Source organism: Halorientalis persicus (genome assembly GCF_900110215.1).
In the GTDB taxonomy this organism is placed as follows: Archaea; Halobacteriota; Halobacteria; order Halobacteriales; family Haloarculaceae; genus Halorientalis; species Halorientalis persica.
In genome coordinates this window covers 1-17859 of the sequence record NZ_FOCX01000032.1, presented here as the reverse complement: position 1 = coordinate 17859, position 17859 = coordinate 1, and the positions used below count along the sequence as shown (strand labels likewise).

Sequence of the window (17859 nt, the reverse complement as noted above, 5' to 3'; positions counted from 1 at the left end):
CCCTCGTCGCCGGCCGCCCGAACGGTCATTCTTTCTGTCAGTCTAAATGATACCACAAGACATTCGTATCGGCACGGATATTTTCGCGTCAGTTCACTTCGAGTAGAAGTGGGGGAGACGAATGAAGACGACACGACAGCGACTTGCCGCCCTGACCCTCTGTCTGCTTGCGCTGGCGAGCGTGACGGTCGCCATCGCACCGGCCGCGGGCCAGACGGCGGGCAACGACGATGGAGCATCGAACGTGACCGAACTGGACGCTTCTTTCGAGTACGATAGCGTAGACGGGTGCAACCCCCATGTCGAGGGCGAGTGGAACTCGCTCACGCTGACCGCGAACGCCGAGGCCTACGCCGTGACGTTCCATGCCGACGGACTCGACGCCGAAGAACTCGTCAACATCTTCGACGATGGGCTGGACGCGGCGGAACCAGACATTTCGGCCGTCGAGCGCGTGGACGACGAGACCGTTCGGCTGCGGGTCCGGAGTCGCAACGCTACCCTCCCGGCGAACTTCTCGAACGTCGACACCGGCGATTACGAGTTCGTCTTCGAGGCCGGCGAGAACGCGACTGCGACAGCCACTGTGACTAAGGCCGAGGTCTCGTGCGTCCGCGCGGAGTTCCTCCGGGGTGGGTCCTACGAGTCCGGCCGATCGGGCGTCGTCACGGTCCCGATCTGGCTCGACGAAACCGACGAGGCCCGAGTCTCGATCACCGGGAGCGATCTCTCCCTCTCGGCCGATATCGTAGACGGGAACGACGACGGGATCGTCACTCTGGATCTGAACACCCACCTCGTCGGTCGCGACGCGCCCGACGACGGGCACGGACGTTCGTACTGGACTCGGCAGGGGCTGACCGTCCGTGACTCGGCGGACTCGATCGGCGATATCGCGCTCGACGACGTACCGGGCGGCGACGACCCGCTCCCGACCGGCGAGTACGAACTGGCCGTCGACCGTGAGCGGATCGACTACACGCTCGCCACGGCTCCGCTGTCGATAACCGACACTGCCGCCGCGGACTTCGAGTCCTGGATGGGGCCGGCGGACACGCTCGCGAACGCGACGGCAGGTGACCTCCGCCGGGCCATCGCGAACGGCACGCTCGTCGACAACGAGAGCGTCTCGAACGGCTCGGCGCTGGTCTACGAGATCCAGAGTGCCAGCGTCTTCGGTCCGCTCGAAGCCGCCGTGAGTCAGTACGATGGGTCTGATCGGTACGCACAGGCGTTCTTCGACATCGCCGCCGACCGGGAACTCTCGACTGTCCCCGGGAATCCGGTCACGTTCGACATCGCCGCCGATTCGGGGGCACGGATCGACCTGCGGGAGACCTATCGGAACGACGGACTGGTGTTCGCCCCGGACCGCGACAATCGAACGCTCTACGTCGGCCTCCGGACTGATCGACTTACCGTTCGGAACGGGACGGCCGTCGGGAGCGGACAGGAGTTCGAGGCGAACCTCACCATCAACGGCGAGATCAGCCGGCAACCGGTGACGTTCCGCGGCGTGAACGCGACGCTCGCTCTCCCGTCGACGCCACAGACGCCGGTTGCACCGACACCGGACGACACGGCCACCGAGCGGGACCGGGCCCCGACCCCCGACACACCGGGTTCGACCACGGTCGGTGGAGCCACGGTCGAGACACCCACCTCGGCCACTGTCGACTCGACCGGAGAATCACCCGACGCGACCACGGCGGTGACCGGTCCCGGCTTCGGCGTCGCTGGCGTCCTCTTCGCCGTGCTGGCGCTGTCCGGGCTCGCGGCGGGCCGGAACCGCGATTGATCGACTGTCCGAACTCAGCGGCCCTTCCGCAGTCGCTTGCCGATCTTCGCGGGCAGGTCGGCTTCGTCGACGGCCTCCACGACGGCGTCGATGTCGTACTCGACGCGGCGTTCCTCGACGGTCATCGAATCGAGGTCGAGGATCGCGTAGGCCGCTCGTGGGTCCTCGTCGCGGGGCTGGCCGACGCTGCCGGGGTTCATGACGATTCCCTCCTCGTAGACCTCGTGGGCTTGGACGTGCGTGTGGCCCATGATCAGCACGTCCTCCTCGTCGAGGAGCGCGGGTTCGAACAGGCCGGGGTAGGTGTAGCGGTCGGGGTCGTCGGGGTGGCCGTGGACGACCTTCACGCGGGCGTCGTGTTCGTGGCGTTCGTCGGGGAGGCTCCGGAGCCACTCGATCTGTTGCTGGGAGAGGTGCTCGCTGGCGTACCTGACGCCGGCGTCGGCCATGCTGTTGAACCCGAAGCCGGTCTCCGTGGCCACCGCGCGGTCGTGGTTGCCCATGACTGTGGGGGCCCCAAGCTCTCGGACGCGGTCGACGCACTCGGCGGGCCAGGGGCCGTAGCCGACGACATCGCCGGCACAGAGGTACCCGTCGACCGGCGGCAGATCGGCAAGCACCGCCTCGAAGGCCACGAGATTCGCGTGAATGTCGGAGACGACGGCGAGTCGCATGATCGGGTGGAGCGGTTCGAGGGTGGTAAGTGTTCGTCCGCCGCTACTCGCCGTTCTCGATCGCAGTCTCGATCCCCTCGTCGTCCCGCACGACACCCGCGGCACAGACGGCGTGTTCGAACTCGTGGTCGTACACTTCGCCGGCGACCGCTTCGGGCGTCTCGCCGTCGAGGGCGAAGGCGGTCGGACTGTCCTCCTCGTAGGTGGCTACGAGCGTGGGCTCCTCGACCTGTTCGACCAGCAGGGCGTCCTTGCGGACGGTGCCGATGTAGCTCTCCTCGCCCACGACACCGGCGATCCGCGGCGTGTCGTAGTCGTCTTTCTCGTAGTCCAGCGCGAGCAGGGACTCGGCCAGCGCGTCCCGGGCGGGGTAGCCCAGGTCGATCTTCTCGGTGATGGGATCGACGTGGCTGCCGTTCCCGACGACGACAGCGCCGTCGACCTCGCGGACGCAGTTGTACGAGATGTAGGGATTGTCCGTCTCGGGGGCGTCCTCGGTCGGGCCGACGGTCAGGGTGGCCCCGCCCTCGCGGGCGACGATCCGGCGGTTCGGGAACGATCGGGAGGAGACCCGATACGCCGCCCGGTCCGGTGCGACGACGACGAATCTACCGACGTACATACTCCGTTCTCCCGCGCTCGCCGGAAAGTAGGTGTCGATCCCCGACGGGACTCAGACGTAGGAATAAAAGAGGCCCACGACGGTCCCGAACGCCAGGTGGCCGACGAGGCTCATCGCGTCGAGGTTGGGTAGCGGCGGGGCCATCGGGAACCCGACGGCGGTCAACCAGAGCGGCATCACGATGGCCGCCGCGACGATCCAGAGGACGGCCCCGTAGAGGAGCCCCGCACCGACCAGCTGGAGCGGTGCGTCCGTGTCTTTCGACAGCGGCGTCAGCGTCACCAGCGCGGCAAAGCCCACGCCGAAGACGGCGCTGAGCGACATATGGACGACCCAGCCCGCGAGGCCACCGCTCAGTCCGAACAGCGCCGGGATCCCTGCCTCGATCACCGGCGGCACCAACACCGAGAACAGGACCCCCATCACGGCACCACCGGCGAGGCCCGCGGCGGCTCCGGACACCCACTCCCGCCGCTTTCTGTACACACGACCGCGCTCTACTGTCGTCTTGGCTTCCTGTGCCATGTGGCTTCCTGCCACGACGGCCCGCTTATCACCCGCTGATCGTTCACAACTGTGGAGTTGTGGTAAGGTGAGCCATCCACACGTGCGCGGCGCGCGCCAGAGCGGAAAGCGGCGTGGAACGGGCGGACCCGGCAGTCACGTTCCGCGTAACTGTGGCCTACTCGGTGGCCGCCGGACAAAGTACATGACGCTCGATGCCCTACGTCCGGACGTGTCAGAGGGATACGCGCCGGAGGAAGTCCCGCTCTATCGGGACCTTGACACCCGAGACGAGCAGTACGAGCGGGCACAGGACAGTGCCGAACCGTTCTTCGCGGTCGAGCAGTACGAGGAGGGCTACGCCGTGACCTACGACCTCCTCCCGGCGGGCTTTCAACTCGCCGAACCGGCCCGGCAGGAACTGGACGAACGGCTCACCCGCGCCGTCGAGGGGATCGTCGGCGACGCCGACCGGCCGACGACGGAAGTGAGCCGCACGGTCGGGGACTCGCTGGGCAACGTCTCCTTTTTCGGCCGCGAGGACAGCGCTCGCGAGGTCGCCGCGGTGATCTCGACCATCGTCCTCGACGAGAACAACTGGGTGACCGGCCAGCCACCGGACGCGACCGGCCCCGATCCCCGACGGAACGACTGACCTGAAAAATCCGGTAACACCGGTGTCACCCGCTAACACCGGCGTCCGCGATTCTTTATCTGCCTGGCGCGGGTAGGATTGATCGAGATCCCAATGTCCGAAAAGGCAGACTACGCCGCCGACACCGAGATCGACGAATCGCTCGACCAGCTCCCCGACGACGAGACCGTCGAGGAAGCCGTCCAGAACCTCGAAGCCAACGGGTTCGAGGTGGTCGTGGTCGACTCGGCCGAGGCGGCACTGGCGACGCTCAAGGGCCACATCCCCGACGGCGCGTCGGTGATGAACGGCCACTCCACGACACTCGAAGAGATCGGCTTCGACGAGTACCTGACCGAGGGCGATCACGAGTGGGAGGCCCTGCCCAACGAGATCTGGAGTATCGACGACGACGCGGAACGGCAGGCCGCCCGCCGCGAGGCCCAGACCGCCGACCACTTCCTCGGAAGTGTCAACGCCATCGCGAAGACGGGCGAACTCGTCGCCGCCGACCGCTCGGGCAGCCGCATCGGTGCCTACCCCTTCGCCGCCGCCAACGTCACCATCGTCAGCGGTGTCAACAAGATCGTCGAGGATCTGGACGCCGCCCTCGACCGGCTGGAGTCGGTCGCCTACCCCCTGGAGAACGAACGCGCCAAGGAGGCCTACGGCGTCGAGAGCGCCATCGCCAAACAGCTGATCTTCCGGCAGGAACTCGAAGACGGTCGCACGACGGTCGTCCTGATCCGCGACCAGCTCGGCTACTGAGCGCTGCTGTCCCGCTCTCCCGTTCCGCACACCGCCGTAGCGGCCCGTCCCACCGCTGTTTCAGGGCCGTACCGCATCCGCCAGCACCGCCCACGCCAGTCCGGTGAGCGCGATGTCGCGGATCATCACGTCCGCGAACAGGCCGCCACGCGTGAGCGCGACGATCGCGAGGTACCCCGTCGTGACCGTCAGCGAGACGGCAGCGATGGTCGCTCCGACGGCGACGAACCGATCGGCCAGCAGTCCCAGTCCGACGGCGATCTCTGGTGGCCCGTTCAACAGCATGAACAGCCGCGGCGAGACGACGAGCCACGGCGCGAGCCAGTCGACGACGTAGACCGCCCACGCCTCGGGCGCGAGGAGTTTGTGGACGCCGGCGACCACGAGCATCGCGCCCAGCCCCGCGCGGGCCAGCGTCGGGGCCGGCGGGAGCAGGGCCGCGAGGCGCGACTGGAGTCGGTCGGTGACGGGAGGCGACATATCCCACCCTTGGGACCGGTCACGGAAAACCCCGGGACTCCGGACGAAGCGGTTTTCCCCGCGGCGACGCTTCATCCGGCCATGGACGAAGCCGCCGTCGCCGACCTCATCGAATCGGAACTCCCGGATGCGACCGCCGAGGTCACGACACCCCGTGACCCCGACGACGACAAACACTACGCCGTCACCGTGGTCTCGCCCGCCTTCGAGGGCGAGACCCTGGTCGACCAGCACCAACTGGTCCACGACGCGCTCGGGGACCACCTCACGCGGGACATCCACGCCATCGAACTGGAGACGTACATCCCCGACGAGTACGAGGGCTAGGAGAATCTGTTTACTCCCTGGCTATCACTAGCACAACCCATTTACTCCTCGCCGACCTGCGTTCGCCCATGAGCTTCGATCCGGAACCGGACCTGTCGCCCGAGGAAGTACAGGAGCGCGTCGACGAGACTATCGAAGACAACGAGGTCGCGCTGTTCATGAAGGGCACCGAGCTGATGCCCCAGTGTGGCTACTCCCGGAAGGCGTTGAACCTGCTCCAGCAACACCGCGAGGACGTGGAGACGGTGAACGTGCTGGACGCGCTGGACGAACACCGCGAGGCACTGGAACGGCACAGCGACCGCGAGACGATCCCCCAGACCTTCGTCGACGGCGAGTTCGTCGGCGGGAGCGACATCCTCGAACAACTCCACGAGCGCGGCGAACTCGAAGCGAAACTGTCGACGTGAGTCGGACCGGGTGATCCCGGCCGACCGACGATTCGCTCCGCCGCCGTCGCGCGAGCTATCGGTCCGTGGAAGCGTAAGGACGGACAGCGTTCGCTACGTGTGTGAGCGTGTGAAAACGAAATCGCCGCTCGCGGGGAGCGGCGGGGAAACCCGTCTTACTGCCGGACGAGGTTCGTCGCGCGGGGGCCCTTGTCGGCCTGTTCGATGTCGAACTCGACGTCCTGCCCTTCCTCGAGGTCGGGGCCGCCGACGTCTTCCATGTGGAAGAACACGTCCTCGTCGTCGTCCACCGCGTCGTCGTCAGTCGAAATGAAACCGTAACCGCCTGTGTCGTTGAAGAAATCAACCGTACCGTTTGCCATTACGAACATACGTAGGACCGACCGGGGGATAACCCTTCCGAGGGTCGAGGTAACACGCGCCTCGCTGTCGCTCGGACGGAGCCGGACCTGCCGGTCGGTGAACGATTGGTGTCCGAGGAGTGTCGGAGGTCTGTCGATACCGGAGGCAGGTATTTACGGAGTGATCACGTGGTGGTGGACGCATCGCTATGAAACCGTGCCAACGCTGTCAGACGGTCATCGACGAGTACATTCTGGATAAACAACTCGACGGCCTGCGAGAGCTCACAGTCGACGACTTCAACGTCTGTGCGGACTGCGTCACCATCGTCACGGATGCGTGCGTGAAGTGCGGCGGCGCGGTGTACGTTCCCCGCGGTGAGTCGGGCACCCCCGACTACTGTCCGGCCTGCCGATCCGACCTGATCGAGACCACCGGGCACGATCCCGGCTGGACTCGTGACACGATCTCCTCCTGATCGAGACCGGCCGGTCGATCAGTGCAGCGTTCCCTCGCGCACGTCGTCGTCGTAGGCGAACAGCGCGTACCCGACCTCGGCGGCGGTGTGGCCGGTCTCGGCGGCGATCTCCCGGATCGGCCCGATCATCGTCACGTAGTCGCCGGCGTCGAAGGACTCCTTGCGGCCCTCGAGGTAGTCCAGCCGAGACAGCGTCGCCCAGACGCGCGTGTCGACGACCGCGTGTCGCTCCGGGTCGAGCGCGGCCAGCACGCAGGAGGCCGTCGGTGCTTTGAACCCCGACAGTCCAGTCAACAGGTGGATCTTCGAGAAGTCGCCCTCGACCGAGAGGACGTTGGCGGTCACTTCCTGGCACCGATCCGTCGGGTTCGTTTCGACGTGGTAGGCGCTCCGGGTCGAGGACTCGTAGGCGATGTCGTACAGCTGGTCGCGGGTGAGATAGCCCTGTGCGCGGTAGCTGTCGCCGAACGCCGCCAGTCGCTCCGGCAGGACCCCCTGTGTCTGTTCGTAGTAGTCCAGATACTCCTCGACGAGCGCCGTCAGGTCCATACCGGAGTGTGTGGCGGGTTCCTGTTGGTTCTTTTCGGTTCCATGCGCCTGTCCGAGGCCTCCCTGCGGTCGGCCTCGTTACATTTCGACTTCGTTCCCACACTCCGGACAGGTCAACTCCACGCCGTCGGCCGTGATCTCCACGATGTGGTACTCCGCGCCACACTCCTGGCAGGGGAGTGCCGAGCGCGTCTCGCCCGCGTCCTGCGGTGCGCCCATCGCGACCGCACGGACTCGCTCGTCGCCGTCGTTGCGTCCCTCCTGATACTCGCCGGGGGCGAAACGGACGATCTCGTTTGCGCCGACCTCGATCTCGTCGTCTTTCGTCTGGAAGGTCGCCGTTCCCTCCATCACCAGGAACACCTCTTCCTGGTTCATGTGGGTGTGCAGGCCGCCCGAGAACGAGTCACCGGGTGCCAGTTCGTAGTAGTTCAGCGCCATATCCGCCAGGTTCAGCGGCTCGGTGGCGTGTTTCTGCACGTCGGCGACTCGCGGGTGGTTCTCCATGTCCTCCAGTGAAACGTGGTCCATCGCGGGGGAAGACACGGACGGACCCGACATATTCCTTGCCCCGGCACGTCACCTACTCGACGGATCGAATCAGGCCCAGGAGGTCGTCCCGGTACCGACCGGGGTCGATTTCGGGTCGCTCGGCATCGGAAAGCGAGTCGAGCAGGTCGGCCAGGCCGCGCGTGGGGTAGACACCGCCGGCGATGCGGAACGACCCGCCCCGGGACCAGACGGCGATCCAGCCCTCAACGTCCAGTCGTGTCCCGTCCAGCGGGTAGGACGCGGTGACTTTCGTCAGCGTCGCCCGGTCGCCGGTGTCGGTCCGGACGCGTTGTCGACGCCCGCTGTCGACGTTCTCGAACCCGCGGGTCCGGAGATCCTCCAGGAACGATTCGCGGGACTCCCGGACGACCGGGCCGCGCATCGACGCCGGGCCGATCCCGGGGGCCAGCGGCGGGCGAAAGGAGAGCGCGGTGGCGAAGAAAAACCGCCAGAAGCCGCCCGTGTCGTCGGCGGCCACGTCGACGAGTGTCCCCTCGCCGCCGGGGTCGAGGTGGTCCGCGACGCCCGCCCGGTCCAGTGCCGCCCGGAGGTCGGCGTCGTCGTACACCAGCGTGTGGCCCCTGACGGTCGCCGTCGGGGTCCGGAAGACGGCGTCCTCGCTTCGACTCCGCAACTCCCACGGGCCGCGCTCCAGCGCGGCCGCGTCGACCGCCGGGTACTGGTCGGTCATGGGGAACTGGTAGGGCTACTGTCGGTTCCCCGTTTCGGTCGTGCCAACTCCTAACACGGTGCCCGCGAATCCGTGCGCTTTTCGCGGTCACGGGGCTACGACGGCTGTGTCTACCCTTCGTTCCGTCGCGCCGTTCCTCCTGCTGGCGACGCTGTGGGGTCTCTCCTTTCCGGCCATTTCCGTCGGCCTCGACGCGCTGCCGCCGGTGCTGTTCGCGGCCTTTCGCTACGACGTGGCCGCCGTCATCCTCCTGAGTGCGGTGGCAGTCCGTGCCACGGGCTGGTCCTGGCTTCCGTCGACCCGTGCCGACTCCGTGGCGGTCGCCGGCGGCGGCCTGTTTTTGATCGCGGGCAACGGCTTTCTCTTTCTCGGCCAACAGACCGTCCCCAGCGGCGTCGCGGCGATCATCCAGGGACTCGTCCCCATCGCCACGGTGCTGTGGGCGCTGGTCCTGCTCCCCGAAGAGCGCGTCTCCGCCGTCGGGGCGGTCGGGATCGTCGTCGGCTTTCTCGGCGTGGCGCTGGTGATCCGCCCGGATCCGGCGAACCTGCTGACGGCCGACCTCGTCGGCAAACTCCTGATCTGTGTGCAGGTCACCTTCGTCGCGCTGGGCGGCGTCGTCGTCCAGCGGGCCGACGCCGACATCGGCGGGACCACGCTGGCCGGCTGGTCGATGGCCGTCGGTGGTGTCGTCCTCCACACCGCCAGTCTGGGCCTCGGTGAACCGCTCACCGTCCCCGTCGGCCTCGCACTGGCGGCCGTCGCCTACCTGGGCGTGTTCGCGACCGCTATCGCCTTCTTCCTGTACTTCCGGTTGCTGGCCCGCTACGGCGCGACGGAGACGAGCCTGGTCGGGTACGTCGTCCCGGTGGTCGCGACGCTGGCGGGCGTCGTCTTGCTGGACGAACGGATCACCGTCGCCTCGCTGGTCGGCTTCGCCGTGATCTTCGTCGGCTTCCTCCTGTTGAAGCGGTCGGCGATCCGGCAGTTGCTGGCCTAGCCCGCCGTGTCGCCGCCGTCGCTCTCGTCGCCGCCGGACTCGGCGGCGGCCTCCAGCACGGTCTGGCGCTCGGGGAAGTACGCCGGGGCGTCGTGCTCTTTCTCGAAATCGAGGACGCGTTTCAGCGCGGCTCGACCGCCGTCGGCGTCGGCGAGGTCGGCCGCCAGTTCCGTGTAGCCGACCGCGAGGTCCTGGAAGGCCGACATACGGGCCTGCTTGGCCGCGGCGACGGTCTGGCGCTCTTCGAGGTCGGCCTCGATGTCCTCGATGGCGTCGAGGTCGGCCCCCTCGCCCGACCCGGGCGTGACGGGCCCCTCCACGGTCTCCGTGTGTTCGCCGAGGCGCTCCCGGAGGTCGGCCATCTCCGCGTCGAGGTCCGAGAGCAAGTCGTCGATCTCGTCCTCCATGGTCTCGACCTGCCCCCACAGCAGGCGCGCCTGGGTCTCGCAGTACTCGACGAACTCCGCGACCGTCAACTCCGCGTCACCCTCGGCCATGTCCACCCATTCGCCTCCCGGCCGAAGTCAGTTTCCCACGCCGGAGGGGAAGGTCCATTTCCGTCGAGTTCCTCCGCCCGGTATGGGCGAACGCCTCCGGGGGGAGGTCCTCCACGTCGTCAGTCCCGCCGAACTGGACGACTACGACCTCGACGACGACGTTCGGGGCCTGGCCGAGTCGCGCTACCTGCTGGTCTGTTGGAAGGGCGGGTCGCCCTCCATCTTCCAGCGCCTGAAGCTGATCCTCGCGCGCTCGACGCTCGAACCCGTGACGTTGATCGCCGACGACGGGGTCGAAGAAGGCCAGATCATCACGGCGACCGTCGAGAAGACCGACACCGCCGGCGTCTACGACGTGACCGAGATCGAGACTGAGCGCGAGTAGTCAGAGTCGGTCGATCACGTCCTCGGCGAACCGCCGGAGGTCGGCCTCCGGGTTCTCACCCGCCGGCGACACGAGCACGTGATCCACGCCCAGTTCCTCCAGCCGCCGGAAGTACTCCCGGAACCACGCCGTCCCCGCACGGTACCCCTGGTGGACGTGTTCGGGGCCCGCCTCGGGATCGTCGGCCAGTTCCGTCTGGACCGCCATCGCGTACGGTTTCTCGCCAGCGGCGGCCCGCCAGTCGTCGAGGTAGGTCTCCAGCGTCGATTCGGGCAGGTGGTAGAACAGCCAGCCGTCGCCGTGCTCGGCGATCCACTCGACCTCCTGGCGGGCGTGCCCCGTCGGCAGGAGTGGCACGGTTCCCGTGGTCGGCTCCGGCACGAGATCGAGGCCGCCGTCGAGTTCGCCCCAGCGACCCTCGGCCTCCGGAAAGTCCTCGCGCCAGACGGTCCGCATGAGGTCGACGGCCTCCCGGAAGCGTGCGCCCCGGTCCTCGCGGTCCACGCCGAAGGCGTCGAACTCGGGGTCGCGGTCGCCGGTGGCGATCCCGAGGACGAGCCGCCCCTCGGAGAGCCGGTCGACCGTGGCGGCGCTTTTCGCGACGTTCAGCGGGTGCCGAAGCGGGAGGACGACGCTGGCGGTGCCGAGCGCGATGTCGTCGGTCCGGGCGGCGACCTGACTCAGCCACGGCCACACGTCGAAGGTCTGGCCTGCGTCGCCAAAGCGGGGCCAGTACAGCGGCACGTCCCGCGCCCACAGCCCGTCGAAGCCGACCGATTCGGCGTGGGCCGCCAGTTCGAGTTCCCGATCGACCGGCGGGCGGGACTCCCGGTTGTCCGTGAGGGGAAAGCCGGTCCCGAAGGTCAGCCCGTCGCCGTCGAACAGCCGCCGATACCCGGCGTTCTCGTGGTCCGCCGTCACTGTCCGCGTTGCGGGCCCGAGGGACATGGGGGCTGTGGTTCAGAGATAGCGGGTCACGATCCCGGGTGTCCCGCGGTCCAGCGCCGCCGCGGCCGCGTCCAGCATCGCGCCGCCGTCGAGGACGTGCCATCGGTCGCGGTAGGCGGCCAGCAGCGGCCGCTCGCCGTAGTCTTTCGCCCAGTCTCCGGGCCACACGCGCCCGACGGCTTCGAGGTAGACGAACTCGGTCCCGTCGAGCGTGATCGAAAGCGGTGCGGACGCGACCAGCCCGGCCGGCAGATCGTCCCGCGCCACGAGCGTCGCGCAGTGGCCCCGGGGCATCACCAGCCCCGTCCGACAGTCCAACGCCGGGCGCGAGAGCAGTGCCGACAGGAGGACCGCCTTGTCATCGCAGTCGCCCTCCCCGTCGACCAGCGTCTCGGCGGGGTGGCGGATGTACTCCTGGTGTCCAGTCGAGGCCGCGTCGGTGGCGTAGGGCAGCGACGCGGTCAGCGACTGGGCCGCGCGGACGCCGGCGGCCCGCGAGCCGGCCCGATCCAGCAGACGGGCCGCGAGATCGTCGAGGAACTCGGCCGTCCGCGCCGCGGCGGTGGCGGTGGGCACCGCGGCGTCCCGGTCACGCGCCGTCCGGTAGGCCGCCGCCGGAATCCCGTACCGGACGGTCGCCGATTCGCCGTCGATCCGAACGGTGACCGACTCCCGGATCGTGCGGTCGGTGTCGGTCGACGACTGGCCGAGGACGCGATCGACACAGCCACCCAGCCCGGCGAGCGCCCCGGACCCGACTGCGCCGAGCAGTCGCCGGCGCGTGGGGGCGGCCCCCGCCGAGTCGTCTCCCCGGCCGTCGTCTCGCCGCGACCTTCCTGAAACCATGGTGTGGGGGTACTCGACGCGGGGTGCCGAACGCGAAAAACGACTGCTATGACCCGTACAACGAGAGACGTTGACGAACGGTGAGAGGGGTCCGTGGACGGCCCGACGGCCAACCGACACTCCCCGACCCGTCAACCGAAGTGTTCAATGTGGTAGACTGGCGAAAGAGACGAAATGACACGGAACCGGTCACGCACGGAGGGGCGGCTATGAGCGCCGATACGGAGGACGTCGAGCTGGTCGACGCGGCGGTCGTCGAGAACCTCGGGCGGGTCGCCCTGTTCGCGGCGCTGATGGGCGCGTTCGCCTACGTCAGCTTCCCGAACCCGATCTCGCCCGCACCGGTCACACTGCAGGTACTCGCGGTCTTCCTCGCTGGCATCTTCCTCGGCCCGGTCTGGGGCGGCGTGTCCATGGTGCTGTACCTCACCGCCGGCGCACTCGGTGCGCCCGTGTTCAGCGGTGTGAGTGCCGGCCTGGGCCCGCTCTTCGGCCGGACGGCGGGCTACCTCTGGTCGTACCCCGTCGCCGCGTTCGTCGTCGGCGCGCTCGTCCACGGCGGGCTCTCGGTCGGTGACCCCCGCGATGCCGGCCTCGTCCGGCTCGTCGGGTCGATGGTCGCCGGCACGGCCGTCGTCTACGCCATGGGTGTCGTGGGCCTGATGCTCGTCCTCGGTCTCGGGCCGGTCGCGGCGTTCGTGGCCGGCGCGGCCGCGTTCATCCCCGCCGAGGCGTTCAAGATCGCCGCCGCCGTCGGCATCGTTCGCAGCGACGCGTTCGTCGCCGAATGATCGAGACCCGCGATCTGGTCGCCAGCCGAGGCGAAACCCGTGTCCTCGACGGCCTCGACCTCACCATCGCGGACGGCGAGTTCGTCCTGCTGGTCGGGCCGAACGGAGCCGGCAAGACCACGCTGGTCCGGCAGTTCAACGGCCTCGAAGACCCCGACAGCGGCGCGGTGCTGGTCGACGGTCAGCCGGTGCAGGAGGATCTCGTCGCCGCCCGCACCGCCGTCGGGATGGTGTTCCAAGACCCCCGCGACCAGTTCGTCGCGGCGACCGTCCGCGCGGACGTGGCGTTCGGCCCCGAGAACCTCGGGCTCGCCCACGACGAGATCGACCGCCGGGTCGAGGCCGCCCTGGAGACGGTCGGGATGGCCGGCCGGGGCGAGGAACGGATCGACCGACTCTCGGGGGGCGAGCAGGCCCGGGTCGCTATCGCCGGCGCGCTCGCGATGGCCCCCGCACATCTGGTGCTGGACGAACCGCTCGCCAGTCTCGACCTGCCGGCCCGTCGGGCCGTCTGTGACCGCCTCGAAGCGCTCCACGAGGACGGCACCGGTATCGTCCTCGTCACCCACGACCTGCGGGACGTGGCCGAACTGGCCGACCGAATCGTCGTCATCTCGGACGGTCGGGTGGCTCTCGACGGCGACCCCGACGCTGTCCGGGACCGGCTCGAAGCGTTCGACGTGCGCCCATGCTGAGCTACGAGCCGGGGACGACGTTCGCCCACGCGCTGGACCCGCGGACGAAACTCGCCTTCCAGGCGGGCTTTGCCGTTGCCGCGTTCGCGTACACGACGCCCCGAGGCCTCGCGATCCTGTCGGCCCTGGCGCTGGCCGCACTCGCGGCGGCCCGGCGCTCCCCGCTCGCGGCGGCGTACGACTTTCGCTTTGCCGCTCCCATCCTGCTGGCGGCGCCACTCCTCGAGGGACTGGTGCTGGGGCCGCCCTGGTTCTCGCTCGCGCAGGCGCGGTTCCCGGCGCTGGCGAGCTATCGCGTCGTCCTCCTCCTGCTGGTCAGCGCCGCGTACGTCTACACCACGTCCGCCCGGGACTCGCGGGCGGCGATCCAGTGGCTCGTCCCCGGCCGGCCGGGCCGCTTTCTCGGCCTCGGCGTCGCCGTCGTCTTCCGGTTCCTGCCGGTGCTGGTCGCGGACCTGCGACGTGCGCGGGCGGCGATGCAGGCTCGCCTCGGGACAGACCGGTCGCTCGCCGAGCGCATCCGCATCGTCACTACCGCGGGCCTCCGCCGGGTCGACGCCCGTGCCGACGCCCTCGCCCTCGCCCTCCAGGCCCGCTGTGTCGCCTGGAACCCGACACTGCCGCGACTCGCACTCTCCCGCCGGGACGCGCCCGTCCTCGTGCTGGCGCTGGCGCTCGCGGTGTCGCCGTTGCTGTGACTGCGGTCAAATCGCAATGTTCAGGAGCGTTCACCGGTGAGCGGTGGTGTGTCCCGGACGGCGCAGTACGCTGGCTACGTCGCGCTCGTCGTGACGCCGCTGGCCCTGCTGGCCGGCGCGTTCGTCGCGCCGCCCGCGCTCACGACCGGGCGTGCCACGCTGGGTGGCGGGGTCGTCCTCGTCGGCGGGTTAGCCGCCGTCACCGAACGCGAGCGGGCCCTCGACGCCTCGACGGCCTCGGGGTTCGACCGCCGTGACGCTCGCGACGCCGCCGCCGTGGTCGCCGGCGCGATCGCCGCCTACCTCCTGAGCGTCCACGCCGGTCTCGGACCGGTCGTCGGCTCGGCGGCGGTCGGCCTCGCTGCTGGCCTCGCCCCCACGGACGGTGACGTTGCGGCCTACTGCGGTTCCTTCGTGGGAATGGCCTCCCCGGCGGTGTTCCCGGGCGTCGCCCCCCTCGCGCTCGCGGCGGGTGTCTCCGGCCTCGCGTTCGTCGCGGCCCGCGACGCCTTCGGCGGCGTCGGCGGCAAACTCGGCACGCTCGCACTCTTTGGCTGTGCCACGACGGTCGCGCTGACCGGCTTCGAGTACGCCAGCGGGACCGCGCTCCCGTGGACGATGGCCCCGGAAATCGTCGCCGTCGCGGTCGTCGGTGCGGTCGTCACCGTCCTCCTGAGCGTCCGGCTCGGTCTCGGGGCCGTCGTCGGCTCCGCGGCGGTCGGACTGGTCGCTGGGCTCGCGTTCCCCGCGCTCCTGCCCGCCGCGGGAGCGACGCTCGCGACCGTCGCGTTCTGTGCTTCCTTCGTCGGGATGTCCTCGACGGAGCGACTTGCCGACGAGCGACAGGTCGCGGTCGCCGGCGTTCTCTGTGGCCTGGTGTTCGTGTTCGTCTCGCCGGCCTTCGTCGGTGCCGGCGGCAAACTCGGCACCGTCGCCTTCGTCTCCGCGGTCAGCACTGTCGGACTGGCCGAACTGTACGAGAGACTGCGTCGACGCCTGCGGTAGCCGCTCTCAGAGCAACTGCAAAAGAACGCTCACCGCCAACGAGAGGACGAGCAGGTAGACGAGCAACACGACCGCGTTGCGTCGCGGCGCGCCAGGAGCCATCCCCGGCGGTCGACGCCCTGCAATCCCGGCATCCGGACACATCACTCCGTCCCGTCCGCCGTCGTCTCGGACACGTCGTCGGTTGTCTCCTCGGCCTTTGCGGCGTCGCGGAGTTCGTCTTCGATTTCCTGGCGTCCCTTCTTGAACTCGCCGAGTGCCTGTCCCGAAGACCGCGCCAGGGCGGGCAGTTTGTTCGCACCGAACAGCAACACGGCGATGCCGAGGATGACGAGTGGTTCCGGTCAACCGGGGACCCCCACGAACAGTTGGATGGTGTCCATGACACTGCTGGGGGGCTGAAGGTATCAGTATGACAGCCCTACGAGACAGCCGACTGTCGGTTCTCCGACCGGGCTACGAGAACTCGAAGGACTCGATGCAGTGTTGACACCGGTCGGCGTCGATCGGCAAGTGTTCGGTCTCGTCCTCCCGGTCTCCGTCGTCCGGCGAGTACTGACAGTCGGTCTTGTGCCACTTTCCGCTCGATGACTGGACGTATTCCATGTGAACTACCCGTTGTGTTCGACGTGTTCGCTGTCCCACCCGGCGCGAGCCCGGCGGGTCCGGCAGCCGTGGTCGATCTCCCCCTCGTCGGAGCCATCGCGGTCACGTTCGACTTCCAGCCCCGTCGGGCCGTCCGGGCCAGCGATGGCCGCGAGACAGTCCCGCTGGAAGCCAGCGAAATCCTGCATGGTTGTATGCTGACAATCGTGGTCATAATTAGATTGGTGGTCGGTTCGGCTGGCTGGACCGTGCCGTCCCGGCTCCGCGTCCGGTCCGGCGTGGCCGATCACGGCTTGTCGGTCCCGTGGACCCACTCCAGGGCGGCCTGCAGCCCCTCCTCGTCCCGGATCTCGCGGAACCGGGTCGCCGTCTCGCTCTCCATCGTGAGCGTCCCCAGCGCTTCGTCGAGGCGACCGTACCGCCGATAGCCCTGGGTCTCCTGGACGTCGTTGACCATGTCTTTGACCAGCGCGACCGCGGCGCTGGGCGTCTTGCGGATGTGGTCGATCTCCTCGTCGACGGCCGCGCCCAGGTCGCCGTCGGGGACGACGCGGTTGACCAGCCCCATCCGCTGGGCCTCCTCGGCGTCGACGGTCTTGCCGGTGTAGAGCAACTCCCGGGCGTGTTTCAGCGAGTCGACGACGAACGGCAGGACGAACTTCGGCGGCGGTTCGCCGAAGTGCATATCCGGATAGCCGAACTCCGAGCGCTCGGTCGCGAAGGTCAGGTCACAGGCCAGCGCGAGGTTGCACCCGCCGGCCAGCGCCGGGCCGTCGACGGCCCCGATCACGGGCAGTCGCGCGGAGAAGATCGCCTCCAGGTGGGTTCGCTGGTCGCGGATGCGGTCGTCCACCGACCGTTCGGGCTCGTTCGCGCCGATGTCGTAGCCCGCCGAGAACGCCTCGCCGTAGCCCGCGACCACGACGACTCGCACGTCCTCGTCGGCGCCGGCCCTGTCGAGCGCGTCCGCGAACTCCCCGAGTAGCGTCTCGTTCAGCGCGTTCATAGCGTCGGGCCGGTCGAGGCGGACGTGGGCCGCCGCTCCGTCGCGTTCGTACTCGACCGTGCTGTATGTTGGCATACCCCTCTCCTCGCGCGGCCAACGGATAATTCTATTGCGGCTGTCGCCCGGGACCGGCCACTCGAGGCAGTTCCGTCCTGCTGTTTCGGCCGTCGTTCTGACCGGAGTAGATAAATCCTATGGGTCCCTAGACGGCGGTGTTCAGATAAGATTGAAAAGTGAGGCGGGAGCGGTTTTTAGTGCTCTATGCCAAAAACCGACCGCCTCAACGGCTGTTTAGACCAGATCGAGTTAGAGTTTGTGGAGCGAGAAGCGACACCGCGACTGCTGATGAAACTCAGTATTCAGTTACATCTGGCTGGTCTATCGCTATCGAATACTGTTTCGTTTCTTGAGGTATTCGGTGTCCACCGCGCACGATCCACCGTTCATAACTGGGTTCACAAGGCCGATCTACAGCCCCAAGACGGACGCCAACCGGATCACGTTGCGGTTGACGAAACTGTGATCCAACTCAATGACGAGCGCTACTGGCTGT

Annotated in this window: 28 protein-coding genes and 1 pseudogene; 13 read left to right on the top strand and 16 right to left on the bottom strand. The window is 68.3% G+C overall.

From position 1 onward, the window contains the following. The first annotated feature begins 121 nt into the window (after positions 1–121). Positions 122–1798, top strand: a complete 1677-nt coding sequence (locus tag BMX17_RS21010; protein ID WP_092663765.1) for a DUF7827 domain-containing protein — start codon at positions 122–124, stop codon at positions 1796–1798. A gap of 14 nt (positions 1799–1812) precedes the next feature. Here the strand turns inward: BMX17_RS21010 and BMX17_RS21005 are convergent, their stop codons facing one another. From BMX17_RS21005 to BMX17_RS20995, 3 genes are read right to left on the bottom strand one after another with little or no spacing between them, the layout of a single operon-like run. Next, the gene (locus BMX17_RS21005) at positions 1813–2472 is read right to left on the bottom strand and encodes a metallophosphoesterase family protein (RefSeq protein WP_092663763.1); all 660 of its coding nucleotides are present in this window, start codon (positions 2470–2472) and stop codon (positions 1813–1815) included. A 43-nt stretch (positions 2473–2515) separates the two neighbouring features. Next, positions 2516–3094 carry an IMP cyclohydrolase gene (locus tag BMX17_RS21000; protein ID WP_092663761.1) on the bottom strand — a complete coding sequence of 193 codons (579 nt, stop codon included), beginning with the start codon at positions 3092–3094 and terminating at the stop codon, positions 2516–2518. A gap of 51 nt (positions 3095–3145) precedes the next feature. After that, positions 3146–3619 (bottom strand): hypothetical protein, encoded by a 474-nt coding sequence (locus BMX17_RS20995; RefSeq protein ID WP_092663759.1) that lies wholly within the window; start codon positions 3617–3619, stop codon positions 3146–3148. Positions 3620–3803: 184 nt separating this feature from the next. Between BMX17_RS20995 and BMX17_RS20990 the strand changes: the two genes are divergently transcribed. Together BMX17_RS20990 and BMX17_RS20985 are read left to right on the top strand one after the other, a co-directional pair. Beyond that, positions 3804–4253, top strand: a complete 450-nt coding sequence (locus tag BMX17_RS20990) for a hypothetical protein (protein ID WP_092663757.1) — start codon at positions 3804–3806, stop codon at positions 4251–4253. A gap of 93 nt (positions 4254–4346) precedes the next feature. Then, positions 4347–5000: a lactate utilization protein gene (locus BMX17_RS20985; RefSeq protein ID WP_092663755.1), complete on the top strand. Its 654-nt coding sequence runs from the start codon at positions 4347–4349 to the stop codon at positions 4998–5000. 60 nt (positions 5001–5060) lie between these two features. On the opposite strand, the gene BMX17_RS20980 is transcribed toward BMX17_RS20985, so the two are convergent. Then, positions 5061–5480 carry a DoxX family membrane protein gene (locus BMX17_RS20980; protein ID WP_092663753.1) on the bottom strand — a complete coding sequence of 140 codons (420 nt, stop codon included), beginning with the start codon at positions 5478–5480 and terminating at the stop codon, positions 5061–5063. Positions 5481–5561: 81 nt separating this feature from the next. Between BMX17_RS20980 and BMX17_RS20975 the strand changes: the two genes are divergently transcribed. Next, entirely contained in the window at positions 5562–5807 is a 246-nt protein-coding gene (locus BMX17_RS20975; protein ID WP_092663751.1) for a BolA/IbaG family iron-sulfur metabolism protein, read from the top strand. Between the two features lie 68 nt (positions 5808–5875). Then, positions 5876–6217 (top strand): glutaredoxin family protein, encoded by a 342-nt coding sequence (locus BMX17_RS20970; protein ID WP_092663749.1) that lies wholly within the window; start codon positions 5876–5878, stop codon positions 6215–6217. 155 nt (positions 6218–6372) lie between these two features. Here the strand turns inward: BMX17_RS20970 and BMX17_RS20965 are convergent, their stop codons facing one another. Continuing rightward, on the bottom strand, positions 6373–6579 hold the full coding sequence (locus BMX17_RS20965; protein ID WP_077206229.1) for a cold-shock protein: 207 nt from the start codon (positions 6577–6579) through the stop codon (positions 6373–6375). A gap of 188 nt (positions 6580–6767) precedes the next feature. Between BMX17_RS20965 and BMX17_RS20960 the strand changes: the two genes are divergently transcribed. Continuing rightward, the gene (locus tag BMX17_RS20960; RefSeq protein WP_092663747.1) at positions 6768–7037 is read left to right on the top strand and encodes a DUF7571 family protein; all 270 of its coding nucleotides are present in this window, start codon (positions 6768–6770) and stop codon (positions 7035–7037) included. 18 nt (positions 7038–7055) lie between these two features. Here BMX17_RS20960 and BMX17_RS20955 read toward each other — a convergent pair whose 3' ends face one another. From BMX17_RS20955 to BMX17_RS20945, 3 genes are all read right to left on the bottom strand, one after another. Continuing rightward, the gene (locus BMX17_RS20955; protein ID WP_170845506.1) at positions 7056–7586 is read right to left on the bottom strand and encodes a hypothetical protein; all 531 of its coding nucleotides are present in this window, start codon (positions 7584–7586) and stop codon (positions 7056–7058) included. Between the two features lie 78 nt (positions 7587–7664). Continuing rightward, a complete protein-coding gene (locus tag BMX17_RS20950) occupies positions 7665–8117 on the bottom strand; it encodes a cupin domain-containing protein (protein WP_092663745.1) in 453 nt (150 codons plus the stop codon). A 52-nt stretch (positions 8118–8169) separates the two neighbouring features. Then, the gene (locus BMX17_RS20945; RefSeq protein ID WP_092663743.1) at positions 8170–8829 is read right to left on the bottom strand and encodes a DUF6517 family protein; all 660 of its coding nucleotides are present in this window, start codon (positions 8827–8829) and stop codon (positions 8170–8172) included. 106 nt (positions 8830–8935) lie between these two features. On the opposite strand from BMX17_RS20945, the gene BMX17_RS20940 reads away from it, so the two are divergent. Beyond that, positions 8936–9829 carry a DMT family transporter gene (locus BMX17_RS20940; RefSeq protein WP_092663741.1) on the top strand — a complete coding sequence of 298 codons (894 nt, stop codon included), beginning with the start codon at positions 8936–8938 and terminating at the stop codon, positions 9827–9829. On the opposite strand, the gene BMX17_RS20935 is transcribed toward BMX17_RS20940, so the two are convergent. Continuing rightward, positions 9826–10326 carry a hypothetical protein gene (locus tag BMX17_RS20935; protein WP_092663739.1) on the bottom strand — a complete coding sequence of 167 codons (501 nt, stop codon included), beginning with the start codon at positions 10324–10326 and terminating at the stop codon, positions 9826–9828. The two genes, BMX17_RS20940 and BMX17_RS20935, sit on opposite strands and share 4 nt — an antisense overlap. Positions 10327–10408: 82 nt before the next feature. Between BMX17_RS20935 and BMX17_RS20930 the strand changes: the two genes are divergently transcribed. After that, a complete protein-coding gene (locus BMX17_RS20930) occupies positions 10409–10711 on the top strand; it encodes a DUF7526 family protein (RefSeq protein ID WP_092663737.1) in 303 nt (100 codons plus the stop codon). On the opposite strand, the gene BMX17_RS20925 is transcribed toward BMX17_RS20930, so the two are convergent. Together BMX17_RS20925 and BMX17_RS20920 are read right to left on the bottom strand one after the other, a co-directional pair. Beyond that, positions 10712–11632 (bottom strand): TIGR03571 family LLM class oxidoreductase, encoded by a 921-nt coding sequence (locus BMX17_RS20925; protein ID WP_092663801.1) that lies wholly within the window; start codon positions 11630–11632, stop codon positions 10712–10714. A 39-nt stretch (positions 11633–11671) separates the two neighbouring features. Continuing rightward, complete coding sequence (locus BMX17_RS20920; protein WP_092663735.1) at positions 11672–12505, bottom strand: transglutaminase-like domain-containing protein; 834 nt, start codon at positions 12503–12505, stop codon at positions 11672–11674. A 209-nt stretch (positions 12506–12714) separates the two neighbouring features. Between BMX17_RS20920 and BMX17_RS20915 the strand changes: the two genes are divergently transcribed. From BMX17_RS20915 to BMX17_RS20900, 4 genes are read left to right on the top strand one after another with little or no spacing between them, the layout of a single operon-like run. Continuing rightward, positions 12715–13296 carry a biotin transporter BioY gene (locus BMX17_RS20915; RefSeq protein ID WP_092663733.1) on the top strand — a complete coding sequence of 194 codons (582 nt, stop codon included), beginning with the start codon at positions 12715–12717 and terminating at the stop codon, positions 13294–13296. After that, positions 13293–13991, top strand: coding sequence for an energy-coupling factor ABC transporter ATP-binding protein (locus tag BMX17_RS20910; protein WP_092663731.1), 699 nt, complete (start codon positions 13293–13295; stop codon positions 13989–13991). The genes BMX17_RS20915 and BMX17_RS20910 overlap by 4 nt, the downstream gene beginning before the upstream one ends. Then, on the top strand, positions 13985–14689 hold the full coding sequence (locus BMX17_RS20905; protein WP_092663729.1) for an energy-coupling factor transporter transmembrane component T family protein: 705 nt from the start codon (positions 13985–13987) through the stop codon (positions 14687–14689). Before BMX17_RS20910 ends, BMX17_RS20905 begins: the two co-directional genes overlap by 7 nt. Positions 14690–14737: 48 nt before the next feature. After that, positions 14738–15694, top strand: a complete 957-nt coding sequence (locus BMX17_RS20900) for a hypothetical protein (protein ID WP_092663727.1) — start codon at positions 14738–14740, stop codon at positions 15692–15694. 6 nt (positions 15695–15700) lie between these two features. Here BMX17_RS20900 and BMX17_RS26425 read toward each other — a convergent pair whose 3' ends face one another. The 5 genes from BMX17_RS26425 to BMX17_RS20885 form a co-directional block, all read right to left on the bottom strand. Continuing rightward, entirely contained in the window at positions 15701–15838 is a 138-nt protein-coding gene (locus tag BMX17_RS26425; protein WP_170845505.1) for a hypothetical protein, read from the bottom strand. After that, positions 15838–16023, bottom strand: a complete 186-nt coding sequence (locus tag BMX17_RS20895) for a Sec-independent protein translocase subunit TatA/TatB (protein ID WP_244515074.1) — start codon at positions 16021–16023, stop codon at positions 15838–15840. The genes BMX17_RS26425 and BMX17_RS20895 overlap by 1 nt, the downstream gene beginning before the upstream one ends. 127 nt (positions 16024–16150) lie before the next feature. Further along, on the bottom strand, positions 16151–16300 hold the full coding sequence (locus tag BMX17_RS26420; protein WP_170845504.1) for a hypothetical protein: 150 nt from the start codon (positions 16298–16300) through the stop codon (positions 16151–16153). A gap of 5 nt (positions 16301–16305) precedes the next feature. Next, the gene (locus tag BMX17_RS20890; protein WP_092663725.1) at positions 16306–16488 is read right to left on the bottom strand and encodes a hypothetical protein; all 183 of its coding nucleotides are present in this window, start codon (positions 16486–16488) and stop codon (positions 16306–16308) included. A 98-nt stretch (positions 16489–16586) separates the two neighbouring features. Next, on the bottom strand, positions 16587–17381 hold the full coding sequence (locus BMX17_RS20885) for an enoyl-CoA hydratase/isomerase family protein (RefSeq protein WP_092663723.1): 795 nt from the start codon (positions 17379–17381) through the stop codon (positions 16587–16589). A 186-nt stretch (positions 17382–17567) separates the two neighbouring features. Here BMX17_RS20885 and BMX17_RS20880 point away from each other — a divergent pair. After that, a pseudogene (locus tag BMX17_RS20880) lies at positions 17568–17859 on the top strand (IS6 family transposase); the annotation flags it as partial.

What these genes read in the sequence shown, in the direction of transcription:
- BMX17_RS20995 (WP_092663759.1), bottom strand. Translation starts at nt 3,619, where the DNA reads ATGGCACAGGAAGCCAAGACGACAGTAGAGCGCGGTCGTGTGTACAGA.
- BMX17_RS20935 (WP_092663739.1), bottom strand. Translation starts at nt 10,326, where the DNA reads ATGGCCGAGGGTGACGCGGAGTTGACGGTCGCGGAGTTCGTCGAGTAC.
- BMX17_RS20975 (WP_092663751.1), top strand. Translation starts at nt 5,562, where the DNA reads ATGGACGAAGCCGCCGTCGCCGACCTCATCGAATCGGAACTCCCGGAT.
- BMX17_RS20885 (WP_092663723.1), bottom strand. Translation starts at nt 17,381, where the DNA reads ATGCCAACATACAGCACGGTCGAGTACGAACGCGACGGAGCGGCGGCC.
- BMX17_RS20960 (WP_092663747.1), top strand. Translation starts at nt 6,768, where the DNA reads ATGAAACCGTGCCAACGCTGTCAGACGGTCATCGACGAGTACATTCTG.
- BMX17_RS20910 (WP_092663731.1), top strand. Translation starts at nt 13,293, where the DNA reads ATGATCGAGACCCGCGATCTGGTCGCCAGCCGAGGCGAAACCCGTGTC.
- BMX17_RS20970 (WP_092663749.1), top strand. Translation starts at nt 5,876, where the DNA reads ATGAGCTTCGATCCGGAACCGGACCTGTCGCCCGAGGAAGTACAGGAG.
- BMX17_RS21005 (WP_092663763.1), bottom strand. Translation starts at nt 2,472, where the DNA reads ATGCGACTCGCCGTCGTCTCCGACATTCACGCGAATCTCGTGGCCTTC.
- BMX17_RS20930 (WP_092663737.1), top strand. Translation starts at nt 10,409, where the DNA reads ATGGGCGAACGCCTCCGGGGGGAGGTCCTCCACGTCGTCAGTCCCGCC.
- BMX17_RS20985 (WP_092663755.1), top strand. Translation starts at nt 4,347, where the DNA reads ATGTCCGAAAAGGCAGACTACGCCGCCGACACCGAGATCGACGAATCG.
- BMX17_RS20950 (WP_092663745.1), bottom strand. Translation starts at nt 8,117, where the DNA reads ATGGACCACGTTTCACTGGAGGACATGGAGAACCACCCGCGAGTCGCC.
- BMX17_RS20980 (WP_092663753.1), bottom strand. Translation starts at nt 5,480, where the DNA reads ATGTCGCCTCCCGTCACCGACCGACTCCAGTCGCGCCTCGCGGCCCTG.
- BMX17_RS20945 (WP_092663743.1), bottom strand. Translation starts at nt 8,829, where the DNA reads ATGACCGACCAGTACCCGGCGGTCGACGCGGCCGCGCTGGAGCGCGGC.
- BMX17_RS20965 (WP_077206229.1), bottom strand. Translation starts at nt 6,579, where the DNA reads ATGGCAAACGGTACGGTTGATTTCTTCAACGACACAGGCGGTTACGGT.
- BMX17_RS21010 (WP_092663765.1), top strand. Translation starts at nt 122, where the DNA reads ATGAAGACGACACGACAGCGACTTGCCGCCCTGACCCTCTGTCTGCTT.
- BMX17_RS20920 (WP_092663735.1), bottom strand. Translation starts at nt 12,505, where the DNA reads ATGGTTTCAGGAAGGTCGCGGCGAGACGACGGCCGGGGAGACGACTCG.
- BMX17_RS20955 (WP_170845506.1), bottom strand. Translation starts at nt 7,586, where the DNA reads ATGGACCTGACGGCGCTCGTCGAGGAGTATCTGGACTACTACGAACAG.
- BMX17_RS20915 (WP_092663733.1), top strand. Translation starts at nt 12,715, where the DNA reads ATGAGCGCCGATACGGAGGACGTCGAGCTGGTCGACGCGGCGGTCGTC.
- BMX17_RS26420 (WP_170845504.1), bottom strand. Translation starts at nt 16,300, where the DNA reads ATGGAATACGTCCAGTCATCGAGCGGAAAGTGGCACAAGACCGACTGT.
- BMX17_RS26425 (WP_170845505.1), bottom strand. Translation starts at nt 15,838, where the DNA reads ATGTGTCCGGATGCCGGGATTGCAGGGCGTCGACCGCCGGGGATGGCT.
- BMX17_RS20890 (WP_092663725.1), bottom strand. Translation starts at nt 16,488, where the DNA reads ATGCAGGATTTCGCTGGCTTCCAGCGGGACTGTCTCGCGGCCATCGCT.
- BMX17_RS20905 (WP_092663729.1), top strand. Translation starts at nt 13,985, where the DNA reads ATGCTGAGCTACGAGCCGGGGACGACGTTCGCCCACGCGCTGGACCCG.
- BMX17_RS20990 (WP_092663757.1), top strand. Translation starts at nt 3,804, where the DNA reads ATGACGCTCGATGCCCTACGTCCGGACGTGTCAGAGGGATACGCGCCG.
- BMX17_RS21000 (WP_092663761.1), bottom strand. Translation starts at nt 3,094, where the DNA reads ATGTACGTCGGTAGATTCGTCGTCGTCGCACCGGACCGGGCGGCGTAT.